Origin of the sequence: Oceanimonas smirnovii ATCC BAA-899 (genome assembly GCF_000381965.1) — a bacterium.
GTDB classification, from domain to species: domain Bacteria; phylum Pseudomonadota; class Gammaproteobacteria; order Enterobacterales; family Aeromonadaceae; genus Oceanimonas; species Oceanimonas smirnovii.
Window position 1 is genome coordinate 113019 of record NZ_KB908457.1, and the last position, 13258, is coordinate 126276.

Annotated in this window: 13 protein-coding genes; 2 read left to right on the forward strand and 11 right to left on the reverse strand. The window is 56.3% G+C overall.

Annotation, left to right across the window (positions count from 1 at the left end; genetic code table 11):
• The first annotated feature begins 187 nt into the window (after positions 1 to 187).
• Together mltF and G364_RS17180 are read left to right on the forward strand one after the other, a co-directional pair.
• Positions 188 to 1594, forward strand: coding sequence for a membrane-bound lytic murein transglycosylase MltF (gene mltF / locus G364_RS0106135; protein ID WP_040614533.1), 1407 nt, complete (start codon positions 188 to 190; stop codon positions 1592 to 1594).
• 89 nt (positions 1595 to 1683) lie between these two features.
• Positions 1684 to 1824 (forward strand): hypothetical protein, encoded by a 141-nt coding sequence (locus G364_RS17180; protein WP_019934274.1) that lies wholly within the window; start codon positions 1684 to 1686, stop codon positions 1822 to 1824.
• Positions 1825 to 1829: 5 nt separating this feature from the next.
• On the opposite strand, the gene G364_RS0106145 is transcribed toward G364_RS17180, so the two are convergent.
• The 11 genes from G364_RS0106145 to pepB form a co-directional block, all read right to left on the reverse strand.
• Positions 1830 to 2270: a universal stress protein gene (locus G364_RS0106145; protein ID WP_019934275.1), complete on the reverse strand. Its 441-nt coding sequence runs from the start codon at positions 2268 to 2270 to the stop codon at positions 1830 to 1832.
• A 122-nt stretch (positions 2271 to 2392) separates the two neighbouring features.
• A complete protein-coding gene (gene der / locus G364_RS0106150) occupies positions 2393 to 3895 on the reverse strand; it encodes a ribosome biogenesis GTPase Der (protein ID WP_026344732.1) in 1503 nt (500 codons plus the stop codon).
• A gap of 75 nt (positions 3896 to 3970) precedes the next feature.
• The gene (gene bamB / locus G364_RS0106155; protein WP_019934277.1) at positions 3971 to 5143 is read right to left on the reverse strand and encodes an outer membrane protein assembly factor BamB; all 1173 of its coding nucleotides are present in this window, start codon (positions 5141 to 5143) and stop codon (positions 3971 to 3973) included.
• A gap of 2 nt (positions 5144 to 5145) precedes the next feature.
• The gene (locus G364_RS0106160; protein WP_019934278.1) at positions 5146 to 5781 is read right to left on the reverse strand and encodes a YfgM family protein; all 636 of its coding nucleotides are present in this window, start codon (positions 5779 to 5781) and stop codon (positions 5146 to 5148) included.
• 1 nt (position 5782) lies between these two features.
• The gene (gene hisS / locus G364_RS0106165) at positions 5783 to 7060 is read right to left on the reverse strand and encodes a histidine--tRNA ligase (protein WP_026344733.1); all 1278 of its coding nucleotides are present in this window, start codon (positions 7058 to 7060) and stop codon (positions 5783 to 5785) included.
• Between the two features lie 42 nt (positions 7061 to 7102).
• The gene (gene ispG / locus G364_RS0106170) at positions 7103 to 8221 is read right to left on the reverse strand and encodes a flavodoxin-dependent (E)-4-hydroxy-3-methylbut-2-enyl-diphosphate synthase (protein WP_019934280.1); all 1119 of its coding nucleotides are present in this window, start codon (positions 8219 to 8221) and stop codon (positions 7103 to 7105) included.
• 20 nt (positions 8222 to 8241) lie between these two features.
• Positions 8242 to 9168 (reverse strand): RodZ domain-containing protein, encoded by a 927-nt coding sequence (locus G364_RS0106175; protein WP_019934281.1) that lies wholly within the window; start codon positions 9166 to 9168, stop codon positions 8242 to 8244.
• Positions 9161 to 9943, reverse strand: coding sequence for a type IV pilus biogenesis/stability protein PilW (gene pilW / locus G364_RS0106180; RefSeq protein ID WP_019934282.1), 783 nt, complete (start codon positions 9941 to 9943; stop codon positions 9161 to 9163). Before pilW ends, G364_RS0106175 begins: the two co-directional genes overlap by 8 nt.
• A 24-nt stretch (positions 9944 to 9967) precedes the next feature.
• Entirely contained in the window at positions 9968 to 11086 is a 1119-nt protein-coding gene (rlmN, locus tag G364_RS0106185) for a dual-specificity RNA methyltransferase RlmN (protein ID WP_019934283.1), read from the reverse strand.
• 177 nt (positions 11087 to 11263) lie between these two features.
• Positions 11264 to 11695: a nucleoside-diphosphate kinase gene (gene ndk / locus G364_RS0106190; protein ID WP_019934284.1), complete on the reverse strand. Its 432-nt coding sequence runs from the start codon at positions 11693 to 11695 to the stop codon at positions 11264 to 11266.
• 97 nt (positions 11696 to 11792) lie between these two features.
• The gene (gene pepB / locus G364_RS0106195; protein ID WP_019934285.1) at positions 11793 to 13097 is read right to left on the reverse strand and encodes an aminopeptidase PepB; all 1305 of its coding nucleotides are present in this window, start codon (positions 13095 to 13097) and stop codon (positions 11793 to 11795) included.
• Between the last annotated feature and the right edge of the window lie 161 nt (positions 13098 to 13258).

Below are 13258 nucleotides of genomic sequence, written 5' to 3' on the forward strand. Positions count from 1 at the left end.
AAAGCGTGAGTGTATGGGGGGTTCTCAAACTGGCGGTATTATAGGTTTACGCCCCTGCCCTGTCGACGCCGATTTACCCCTGTCTGATGTGACAGACTGCCGTAAATATCGGCAATAACCTGACTAAAGCGTCGGCTTTTGCTATAAAGTGGCGTGATTTTTTCTCTTGGAGTTGTCAGTGCTGACCATGCGTATGCTTGCTAGACAATGGCTGTTGCTGGGGTTGCTTATTTTGGCCGGCTGTGATGACAGCGATAACAATGCCAACCAGCACAGCCACATTCAGGCCAGAGGAGAGCTGAGGGTAGGCACCCTTTATCATCCGCTTTACTACTTTTTGCGTAATGAGCAGGAAGAAGGCCTGGATTATGAACTGGCCCGCGGCTTTGCTGATTATATGGGAGTACAGCTGACCATGGTGCCGGTATACAGCCTGGAAGAGCTGTTTGCTCTGCTGGATAACGGCCGGGTCGATATGCTGGCTGCCGGTCTGGTGGGTAGCAGCACCCGCCGGGAACACTACCGTTTTGGGCCCGCTCTCTATGAAGTGGCCCAGACTCTGGTCTATCGCAAGGGCGAAGCCCGGCCGCAGGATCTGCAGCAGTTACAGGGTACTGTCAGGGTGATGGCCGGCTCCAGTCAGGCGGAATGGTTGCAGCGCCTTGAACAACAACAGCCGGCGCTCAGCTGGGAGTCCCGTAAAGACACGGATGCAGAAGATTTATTGCGGCAGGTGGCCGAGGGCCGGGCCGATTATACCCTGGTGGAAGATACTCTGCTGGCACGCACTCAGCGTTATTACCCGGGCATAGATGCCGCTTTTACTTTACCCGGCTCTCAGCCGGTATCCTGGGTGATGGATAGCCGTGACGATGACAGTCTGCTGGCCGCCATGCTGGATTACTTTGCTATCGAACGCGACAGTGGCACCCTGGCCCGGCTGAATGAAAAATACTTTGGTCATATTCAGGACTTTGATTACGTCGATACCCGTATTTTTTTGCGCCGGGCTGAAGATCTGCTGCCTCAATATCGTCCGCTGTTTGAGCGACATGCCGGCTCCCTGGACTGGCGACTGATTGCTGCAGTCAGCTATCAGGAGTCGCACTGGCAGCCCGATGCCCAGTCCTATACCGGTGTGCGCGGTATGATGATGCTGACCGAAGACACCGCCCGGCAAGTGGGTGTGGATAACCGGCTTGATCCCGAGCAAAGTATTCGTGGCGGAGCAAGTTATCTGGCTTCATTGATAGAGAGGTTGCCGGAAAGCATTCCTCACAGCGAACGCGTCTGGTTTGCGCTGGCGGCCTATAACATAGGCCTGGGGCACCTGCTTGATGCCCGCCGGATTACCCGGCTGCGCGGTCAGGATCCCAATGCATGGGCAGAGGTCAAAGCCAATCTGCCTCTGCTGCATCAGCCCAAATGGCATCGTAAAACCCGCTACGGCTATGCCAGAGGGCGGGAAGCGCAAAAATTTGTCAACAATATCCGTCAGTACTATCAAAGCCTGCAGTGGCTTTATAAGCCCACCACTGACACTCAGCTTACCAGCACTCAGCATGAGAGCCAGCCGACAAAATCGGCACTTTAACGGTATTGTCACTTTACGCCGTTATGATCAGCTGATAATAAAACAAAAAGGCCGCTGATGCGGCGGCCCCGATAATAAGGAGCATGAGAATGCTGAGAAGAAAACGTAATCTGCTGAAACATCACAAGCCCGCAGCCGGCTCCCGCCGCCGGCTGATGATGCAGGATGTGCGCCGCAAGATATTGCGCCGCAGCACCACTTATTTTCTGACCCAGGCCAGTTTTGACTGACCCATTCAGCGAACAGTGATCACGCCGCACTTGGCGCTGTTGGCCACCTTGTGAGACACGCTGCCCATCACCAGACCAGCCAGATCACCCAGGCCTCTGGTGCCCAGCACCACCACATCCACACCGAGTTTTTCGGTCTGTTTTAAAATGGTCCGGGCAGGTTCCCCTTTATCGACATGGGTATAAATATTGCCCACACCCAATTTTTGCGCTTCGGCCTCCGCTCCTGCCAGAATACGATTGCCCAGCGCTTCCATTTCTTTAAGCTCATCACTGATGGCCACCGCTCCAATTCCCCAGATTAAGGTTGCTTCATGGGGCAGCACTTCGGGCACATGCAGTATGTGCAGCTCCGCATTGTCTACCCTGGCAAGATGACAGGCCAGCTCCAGCGCCTTGCGGCCATGTTTGGAACCATCTACCGCAACCAGTAACGATTTGTACATATATCCTCCATGGAATCAAAATATGGCAATGCATATCAAGACTAGGCAGGAGTAGCGCTGTGCGCAAAAAGGATGGGGGTCATTTGAGAAAAAACGCCGGCAGAGCCGGCGTTTTGAACAGATTACTTTTTCTTCAGGTGCTTCATCAGACGCTTGCGCTTACGTAACTGGCTGGCGGTCAGCTTGTTCTTGATACCGGCATAAGGATTATCCCCTTCCTGAAACTCGACGCGAATGGGCGTGCCCACCACCTGCAGCGAGCGGCGGAAGTAGTTGATCAGATAGCGCTTATAAGAATCAGGCAGGTCTTTCACCTGATTACCGTGCACGATAATACGCGGCGGATTATAACCACCGGCATGGGCATATTTGAGTTTCACCCGGCGGCCCCGTACCAGCGGCGGCTGATGATCGTCCTGAGCCATCTGCATAATGCGGGTCAGCATGGAGGTATTTACCCGTTTGGTGGCTGAAGCGTAAGCTTCTTTTACCGACTCAAACAGATTACCCACGCCACTGCCGTGCAGTGCTGAGATAAAATGCAGGCGGGCAAAATCGATAAAGCCCAGCCGGCGATCCAGCTCGCGCTTGATTTCATCACGCACGTCTGTGCTCAGGCCGTCCCACTTGTTCACCGCCAGCACAATACTGCGGCCGGCATTGAGCACAAAGCCCAGCAGACTGAGATCCTGATCGGAAATGCCTTCCCGGGCGTCCAGCACCAGCAGCACCACGTTGGCGTCTTCAATGGCCTTGAGCGTCTTGATCACCGAAAATTTTTCTACCGCCTCATGTACCCTGCCACGGCGGCGCACACCGGCGGTGTCGATCAGAATGTAATCCTGCTCGTCCCGCTGCATGGGAATATACACGGAGTCACGAGTGGTGCCGGGCATGTCATATACCACCACCCGCTCTTCACCCAGAATGCGGTTGGTCAGGGTAGACTTGCCTACATTGGGCCGGCCTACAATGGCCAGCTTGATGGGCGCATCTTCAAAGGGAATGGCCTCTTCTTCCTCTACTTCATCCAACACTGCCATGGCGTCTTCCAGCATGGCATCGTCAAATTCCAGTCCGTCTTCATCAATGTCCCCGGCCTCGTCAGCCGGTGCAGAGCCGGCGGCAAGCTGCTCCAGCTGCGGTGCCAGGGCTGTTTCCAGCAAAGTCAGCACACCCCGGCCGTGAGCCGCGGCAATCTGATAAATCTCTCCCAAACCCAGCTGATAGAATTCACCGGTGGCCGAGTCGGCATCAATACCGTCTGTTTTGTTCGCCACCAGCAGGGTTTTCTTCTGGCAACGGCGCAGATGAGCAGCAATGGCCTCATCGGCCGAGGTCAGGCCGGCACGGGCGTCTACCATAAACAGCACCACATCGGCTTCGTCAATGGCAGCCAGCGACTGAGTCGCCATTTCCAGCTCGATACCCTGCTCGCTGCCGTCGATACCCCCGGTATCTACCAGAATATATTCAAGCTCATTAAAGCGGGCCTGACCGTATTTGCGATCCCGGGTCAGGCCGGGAAAGTCTGCCACCAGGGCATCACGGGTGCGGGTCAGGCGGTTAAACAGAGTGGACTTGCCCACATTGGGACGGCCCACCAGAGCCACAACTGGCATCATAAAAACATCTCCAAAAAACAATAACGGCTCCTGATTGTTGGGATCAGGAGCCGAGGGCAACACCGCGGAACTCAATCAGGGGCGGGCTATCGCCACCAGTTCACCATCACGGCTTTGCACATAAAGCGTATCTCCGGCAACCACAGGGGCCACATACAGGCCGGCGCTGTCTATGCGTTCCAGCGAGAGCAACTCGCCGCTGTTACGATCCAGCCAGTAAAGATAGCCGTCACCATCGCCAGCCACCAGATAATCACCAAACACCACAGGTGCGGTCAGGCGGCGGTTTTCCAGCTCGGTGTTGGACCAGACTTCGCTGCCACTGCGGGCATCCACCGCAAACAGGTGACTGCGGCTGTCGGTAATAAACAGCAGACGGCCGTCTGTACTCAGATCTTCCGACCCCTGATACTGGCGTTTCCATAATTGCTGGCCGGAAACCAGCTGGTGCGCGGTCAGCTGGCCATTATAAGCCATGGTGAACAAAATATCGCCCAGGATCACCGGCTTTGAGGCCACATCCACCATCCGCTCCAGCTCGGTGGCACCGCGGGGGCTGGCAATACGGGTGTCACGCACCGGCTGACCATTGGCCAGCAGGGCAATGCCCAGACGCCCGTCGGCGCGGCCATAGAGCACGGCGCCACCGGTGGTAATGGGCGTGGCCATGCTGCGCAGGGTCAGGCTGGGCTGCTCGTTGCGCAACAGCCACTGCTGCTCACCACTGGCAGAATCCAGCGCCACCAGGTTACCGGCACTGGTATGCACCACCACCTTGCCTTCGTCCACTGCCGGCGCCGCCAGCACTTCACCGGGCACGCTTTGCGTCCACAGCACGGCACCATCGTCCTGAGACAAGGCATAAACAACGCCATTCTCGGAGCCGAAATAGAGGTTGCCATAGGCGGCGGTCAGGCCCCCGGCAAGACGCGGGCTGCGCTGATTCCGGTTAATATCCAGCTCATCCAGTTCGGCTTCCCACAGCTCCTCGCCACTGGCGGCATCAAAGGCCTTGATAACACCATTTCGGGCAGCGGCGAATAAACGCTCTCCGTCTATAACAGGGCTCAACTGAGAGTAATATTCCCCTACGCCTTTGCCTACAGAATCAGACCAGCGAGTGTTAATCTCAAAGCGGTTATCAATCTCTGGCAACGGACTGGCCGGCGCAACCGGCGTCTGGCTTGAACAAGCAGCAAGCCCCAGGGCCAGTGTTAACGGCAACAAACGATGCAGTGGTGTACTCATCCTTATTCTCCTTGTGGCGCTGCAGCAAGATTATCGAGTTTCAGCGTCAGCGCCGGATTTTCTCCCACACCACCTGCGCTGCGGGCCTGCTCATAAGCACTGCGGGCCTGCTCCGGCTGATTTTGAGCAAGGTAAAGGTCACCCTGCACTTCCGCTTTCTGTGCAGCAAAGGCAGCACCATTCACGGCATCAAGCCGGCCTTGCGCGGCACTGAACTCTTCCGTGGCAATTAGCACACGGGCCAGGCGCAGCGCTATGGTGTTGCTCAGCACCTCATCGGTAGTTCCTGCCAAAGCTTGCTCCAGCTGAGTTTTAGCCAGCTCGAGATCATTGGCTTTTACCGCTTCTGCTGCCAGCAGCATGGCCGCCAGCTCACCGTAGTTGTTGCCCTGATTTTCGGCCACAAAAGTGGCAGCGCTGTCAAAGGCAGCACTACCCCGGGTTGCCAGACTGCGGCTTACCTGTTCAAAGGCTTCGGCACCGGCAGAGCGGGTTTCTACCTGATGACTCTGGTAATAACGCCAGCCGAATAAACCGGCCAGACCAATGGCAGAGCCCAGAATAATGGCCTTGCCGTATTCATGCCACCAGCGTTTGATGGCTTCAATCTGTTGTTCTTCCGTGCTGTAAACGTCCAACTCAAATCCCCTTTTGTTCGAGCAGTGTAACCAGCTCACTCTGGCTCAGCGTTTGTTGTTCACCCTGACCACGCAGATATTTAACGGTCACCTGAGCGTTGGCAACTTCATCTTCTCCGAGGATAATCGCCACGGCGGCGCCACTCTTGTCAGCCCGCTTGAGCTGCTTTTTGAAGTTACCGCCACCGCAATGGCTCATCACTCTGAGGGCCGGCAGGGCATCACGCAGCTGCTCAGCCAGGGCAAAACCTGCCGCTCTGGTGCTGTCACCCATCATGGCCACATAGATATCGGCCTGAGCCGGCTGCGCTGCCACCTGATTCAGGGTTTCCAGCAGCAATACCAGCCGCTCCATGCCCATGGCAAAGCCCACCGCCGGGGTGGCCTGGCCGCCCAGCTGCTCCACCAGGCCATCGTAACGGCCGCCGCCACATACGGTACCCTGCGCACCCAGGCTTTCGGTCACCCACTCAAACACGGTGAGATTATAATAATCGAGACCACGCACCAGCCGGGGGTTTATCTCGAACTGAATACCGGCTGCGCTCAGCAGCGCCTGCAACCCCTTGAAGTGGGCTTGAGTGTCTTCACCGAAGTAATCGGACAGTACCGGCGCATCGGCCAGCAGGGCCTGTACATCAGGGTTTTTACTGTCGAGCACCCGCAGCGGATTGGTATGCATCCGCCGGCGACAGTCTTCATCCAGGCGGTCTTCATGCTGCTGCAGAAAGTCCACCAGCGCCTGACGGTATTGCGCCCGCTCTTCCGGCTGGCCCAGGCTGTTCAGCTGCAGGGTCAGGTGCTCGGTCACGCCCAGCGCTTTCCAGAGCCGGGCGGTGAGCATAATCAGCTCGGCGTCGATGTCCGGGCCATTCAGGCCGAATACTTCTACTCCGAACTGGTGAAACTGGCGGTAGCGGCCTTTTTGCGGACGCTCATAGCGAAACATGGGACCCATATACCACATGCGCCGCTCCTGATTGTAGAGCAGGCCATGCTCTATGCCGGCGCGCACACAACCGGCGGTGCCTTCCGGACGCAGGGTCAGACTGTCGCCGCTGCGATCCTCAAAGGTGTACATTTCCTTTTCCACCACATCGGTCACTTCACCGATGGCGCGCTGAAACAGGCCGGTTACCTCCATGATGGGCAGGCGGATCTCGCTGTAACCATAGGCGCTCATGGTGTTGCGCAGCACGCTTTCTGCCTGTTGCCAGGCCGGCGTCTGTTCCGGCAGGCAGTCGTTCATTCCTCGAATTGCTTGGATTTGTTTGGCCACAAAAAAGTTCTCTGGGTTAAATCATTAAAATAAGAAGCGGATTCAGTCTTTGCCCTGCACCGGAATGCGGGCGGCGGGATCCATCATGGCTACCTTGGCACGGATGCGGCTTTCAAGAGCATCCACCAGATCAGCATTATCCAGCCGTCCTACCCGCTCGCCGCCATCATAAAGGGCACTTTTGCGCTGGGCACCGGCCAGCCCGAGATCGGAAATCAGCGCCTCACCGGGGCCGTTAACCACACAGCCGATAATGGACACATCCATGGGAGTGGTGATGTCTTCCAGCCGGCTTTCCAGCGCATTGACGGTGCCAATCACATCAAACTCCTGGCGGGAGCAGGACGGGCAGGCAATAAAATTGATACCCCGGGCACGAATACGCAGGGACTTGAGAATATCAAAACCTACCTTCACTTCTTCTACCGGATCGGCTGCCAGGGAAATGCGCAGGGTATCGCCGATGCCCTCCGCCAGCAGCATGCCCAGGCCAATGGCCGACTTGACTGCGCCGCTGCGAAAACCGCCGGCTTCGGTAATCCCCAGGTGCAACGGTTGCTCAATCTGACGCGCCAGCTCCCGGTAAGCACCTACCGCCAGAAATACGTCGGAGGCTTTAACACTTACCTTAAACTGGTCAAAGTTGAGTTTATCGAGAATATCCACATGGCGCAGGGCCGACTCCACCAGCGCTTGCGGGGTAGGCTCACCGTATTTTTCCTGCAGATCCTTTTCCAGCGAGCCGCCGTTCACACCAATGCGAATGGGAATACCTTTATCCCGGGCACAATCCACTACGGCACGAACACGGTCTTCCCGACCGATATTACCCGGGTTGATACGCAGGCAATCGGCCCCGTATTCGGCGACCTGCAGGGCAATACGGTAGTCAAAGTGAATGTCTGCCACCAGAGGGATGGAAGTACCGGCACGAATGACTTTAAAAGCTTCTGCCGCCTCCATGGTAGGCACAGACACCCGCACTATGTCGGCACCGGCCTTTTCCACTGCCCGAATCTGCGCCAGAGTGGCTGCTACATCGGTGGTAGACGTATTGGTCATGGTCTGCACACTGATGGGAGCATCGCCCCCTACCAGCACAGAGCCGACACGAATTTGCTTGGACTTGCGGCGAATAATGGGTGATTCGTGTTGGGACATGGTTACTCTTGCTCGTTATATCAGGATTTCGGTACAGTCAGGCGGGCGACCCGTCCGGCACGGAAGGAAGTCAGATCCACCATCTGATCCAAATATTCGACAGTGGCAGCCTGGGGCGCACCCAGCACAAGGCTGAACGGCGGCTTGCCTGTTAACTCAAGACGGTCACTGGATGTTTTTACACCTTCAGACAGCACCCGGCCCTCGGCATCGGTCACTTTTATCCAACAATCGGCGGTAAAGCCCAGCACCAGTCGCTCGGGATCCGGCGCTGGCTCTGCCGGCATAGCGGCGGCCGCAGTGTCAGCAGGCGTATCAGGTGCAATGACTTCGCTGCCGGCCGGCTGAGACAGGCCGGACAGTGTCTCAGGGGCGACTGCCGGTTCGTTCGCCGGCTCCGGTTCAGCTTCCGGCACAGGCTCAGCCTCAGTAACAGGCTCGGGCTGCGTCGTTGCCGGTGCTTGTGTGGCAGAGTCCGACGCCGGCTCGATAACGGGCGACTCGGTATAGCCATTACTGCTATTTTGCCACCACCAGAACACCAGCGAGGCCACCAGCCCCAGAACCACCAGCCAGCTGGTGAGTTTGAGCCACTTGTCACTGGCCTGTTGCCGGGTCTTTTTGGAAAAGCTTTGCATGGGAGCCGGACCGGCACTACGCAACTGCTCGGTGCCTGACATGGTATCAAAGGACGACAGTGCCAGTTGCTCGCTCACTCCCACCAGCTTGGCATAGGCTTTGACGTAACCACGCAAAAAAGTCAGGGCAACGCCAGCCGTATAATGATCGTCATCTATCGACTCAATCACGGCCAGGCGCAGATTAAGCCGGCGCGCCACATCCTGCTGACTCCAGCCTCTGCGTTCACGTGCGTCACGCAATAGTTTACCCGGGCCAGTATCAGTGTTGTTCTGTTCGTCTCCCGCAAGAGACTGGGGTTCATTCATTGTCATGTGTCAGGAATCGCTCGGCTTGTTCTGAATCCGGAAATAAACGTACCAGCTCAGCTCCCGCTGTCTCATACTCTTGGCTCAGCCCCAATGCTCGGGCACTGAGCACACTCAGCCACAAACTTTTTGCTGAAGGAGCATATTGCTGCCGGTAGCGGTCAAGGTACACCCGGGCCATGTTCGGGTCCTGCTGCGCAAGCTCAAGCTCAGCCAGCCCCAGTAACGACTGAGATCTGTCAGGAGCATACTCCAAAGCACGCCGATAGTATTCCCGGGCCACCTTTACACGGCCGCTTTTAGCAGCACACACAGCAGCATTCTCGAGGGTATCGGCAACTTTGACATAGCCTGCTACAGCCATTGCCCTGCTGAACATGACATCAGCCTGGTCAAATCGTTCCCTGTCACACAAAAAAGCACCGTAGTTATTCAGTCCGTCACCATGCTCGGCATCCAGCACCAGCACACGCTGATAATGCTGTTCTGCCTTGTCGTATTCAGTTACTCGCTGATAAAAGTACGCAAGTGACAGATGAATATCAGGGTTAGTCTCGTCTTGCGTCAGGGCTCGCTCGAGGTTGAATTTGGCCTGGCTGATATTTCCCTCACGCAAATAAGCCAGACCAAGGTTCATGCGAGCTTGTGCTGCCTGAGGCAGTTCAGGCCTGACATTGGCAGCCGGCCGCCCCTGGGTCAGGTTTACGGTTTCGCTTACACAAGCCGTCAGCACCCCCGCCATCAGCAGCGCCGGCACCAAAAAGGCCTTTCGCATTACTTTTCCGCCAGTATTTTTGAGTTAAACCATTGTGACGGATATATTTTGTTCCTGCATCCGTTTTTTCATGGTGCGCTTGGTTCTGTCAATCACATCGCCCACCAGCTGCCCACAGGCGGCATCAATATCATCGCCCCGGGTTTTGCGAATGGTGACAGTGTTGCCATATTGCATCAACACCTTGTTAAAGCGGTCAATGCGGCTGTTGCTGGGCTTGCCGTAGGGGTTTCCCGGGAACGGATTGAACGGGATCAGATTGATCTTGCAGGGCAGATCCTTGAGCAGCTCGGCCAGCTCGTGAGCATGCTGCATATCGTCATTGACATGATCCAACAGCACATACTCTATGGTCACCTTGCCGTGGTTGGCATTGGACACCGCCAGATAACGACGAATGCTGGCGATCAGCTCGGCAATATTATATTTGTCGTTGATCGGCATAATCTCGGAGCGCAGCTTGTCGTTGGGCGCATGCAAAGACACCGCCAGGGCCACGTCTATCATGTCGGCCATTTTGTCGAGTGCGGGCACCACACCGGAGGTAGACAAGGTTACCCGGCGCTTGGACAGACCAAAGCCATAGTCTTCCAGCATCAGCCGCATGGCAGGTACTACGTTATTCAGGTTAAGCAGCGGCTCGCCCATACCCATCATCACCACATTGGTGATGGGTTTGCGGCCGGAGTCACGCACAAAACCAACCCGAGTGGCAGCACGCCAGACCTGACCGATAATTTCAGATACTTTCAGATTACGGTTAAAGCCCTGCTGAGCGGTAGAGCAGAATTTACAATCCAGGGCACAGCCCACCTGGGAAGACACGCACAAAGTGGCACGGTCACCATCGGGAATATAGACGGTTTCCACTTCCTGTCCGCCCACCATCATGGCCCACTTGATGGTGCCATCGGCAGACTTTTTCTCAACGCTTATCTCTGGCGCACGAATTTCGGCGCGCTCCTTCAGCTTGCCTCTCAACACCTTATTGATGTTGGTCATCTGATCAAAATCGTCGCAACCGAAATGATAAATCCACTTCATCACCTGGTCGGCACGAAAAGGTTTCTCTCCCATCTCCTGAAAGAGTGCTCGCATGCCGTCACGATCCAGATCCAGCAGATTAATTTTGGTTTCACTCATCGGTTGCCTCACGCGTTTTACCAGAGCCTACAGGGCGCAAAATTGTACAGAGTTTAGCACCGGGTTGCCAGTGGCAAGCAAAACCAGTGCCGTATGCGGCCGGGCCTTTCAGAGCAGTAAAATAACAGGTACAAAAAAAGGCGCCGAAGCGCCTTTTTATTGCCGTTCAGCTCGTGATTAACGAGTGCGCGGGCAGATTTCTTCGTCGCTGAAGAAGTAAGCGATTTCGCGAGCAGCAGACTCGGGAGCATCGGAGCCGTGTACGGCGTTTTCGTCGATGCTGTCAGCGTAGTCGGCACGCAGGGTACCGGCCAGGGCGTCGGCGGGGTTGGTGGCACCCATGATTTCGCGGTTACGCAGAATGGCGTTTTCACCTTCCAGTACCTGAACCATTACCGGACCGGAGGTCATGAAGTCAACCAGAGCCTTGAAGAAGGGGCGCTCGCTGTGCTCGGCGTAGAAGCCTTCAGCCTGCTCACGGCTCAGGTGAACCATTTTGGAAGCAACAATCTTGAGGCCAGCAGACTCAAAACGGCCGTAGATAGCGCCGATCAGGTTTTTGGCAACAGCGTCGGGCTTGACGATGGAGAAGGTACGTTCGATAGCCATAGGAGTATCCTTTAAATCAACAGGTTCTGTTTTCGATAGTAAAAACGCGCGGATTATACGAAAACCGGCGGCGAGTTAACACCGCCGGCGATGAATTTTATTCGCCTTGTGCCTGACACACCTGGGCCAGCATAGCGGCAATGGTGCGCACGCCGTGGCCTTTGCCACCGGCAGCCCAGAGGTCGTTGGGCACCTTCTGGTAAGAGCCTGACAAATCCATATGCACCCAGCTGCGGCCGTTGTCGGGCACAAAGCGGGACAAAAACGCCGCGGCGGTAGAGGCACCGGCCTGGCCTTCACCCGCATGAATATTGGCCATATCGGCAAACGAGGAGGTCAGCAGGCCCTGATGAAACGGCTCCAGCGGCAGCGGCCAGGCTTTTTCACCTTCCGCTTTGGCCGCCTGCACGGTTTGCTGCGCCAGCTCATCATTCATGCTGAACACGGCGTTGTAGTCCCGGCCCAGCGCCATCTTGGCGGCCCCGGTAAGGGTGGCTGCATCAAGAATAAAGGGCGCGCCGGTGGCCGAGGCCGCCAGCAGGCCGTCTGCCAGCACCAGCCGGCCTTCGGCATCGGTATTAAGAATTTCCACGGTCAGGCCGTTGCGGTAGGTAAGAATATCCCCCAGCTTGAAGGCATGGCCCGATACCAGGTTTTCGGCACAGCACAAAAACAGTTTCACCCTGTGATTCAGGCCCCGGGAAATAGCCAGCGCCAGCGCACCGGTAACGGTGGCGGCACCGCCCATGTCTGATTTCATGACCGACATGCCGTCAGAGGGCTTGATGCTGTAACCGCCTGAGTCAAAGGTAATGCCCTTGCCCACCAGACAGGCCGCCACCGGCGCATTCGGGTTACCACCGGGGTTATAGTCCAGCTCCAGCAGAGTGGGTGGCCGGCTGCTGCCCCGCCCTACTTCATAAATGCCGATATGCCCCAGATCCTTAAGCTGCTCGCCGCTGTAAATGCGATAGGTCACGGCATCGGGTGCCAGCGACTGTATAAACTTACCCGCTTCCGTGGCCAGTGACGCCGGATAAACGTCTTCCGGCGTGCCGTTAATCATTTCCCGAACCCAGTTAATGGCAGTGCGGCGGGCATTGAACTCTATTTCATCATCGGCGCTCAGCTCGGCCAGCTCCAGCTGCTGGCCGCCCTTGGCGTTGTAAAAGCCCTGAGCAAAAGCCCAGCTGGTTTCCAGAGTCCAGCCATCACCACAAAGTGTCAGCTGCTTGATGCCCATGCCATCCAGCTTGCGGCCGGCCTGCTGCACCCGGCGGGTAACATCATTTTCACCGGTGTGAATATGCACTTCGTCATTATGAAAACTGAGCAGTGCCTTGTCGCCCCAGCAGGCGGGGGCCGCGTCTGTGGTCAGCATGACCTTCATGGTTGCAGACATCATGACTCCTTGTTCTTTGATAAATAATGTTTGGTCGAAAAACAGAAAAAGCCACAGTATCACTGTGGCTCGAAAGAAAGCTATAAGCGGTGAGCTGAAAGCTGGAAGTCTAAAATTATTCTGGCAGGCTTCTAGCTTCCGGCTTCAAGCTTCTGGCTTTC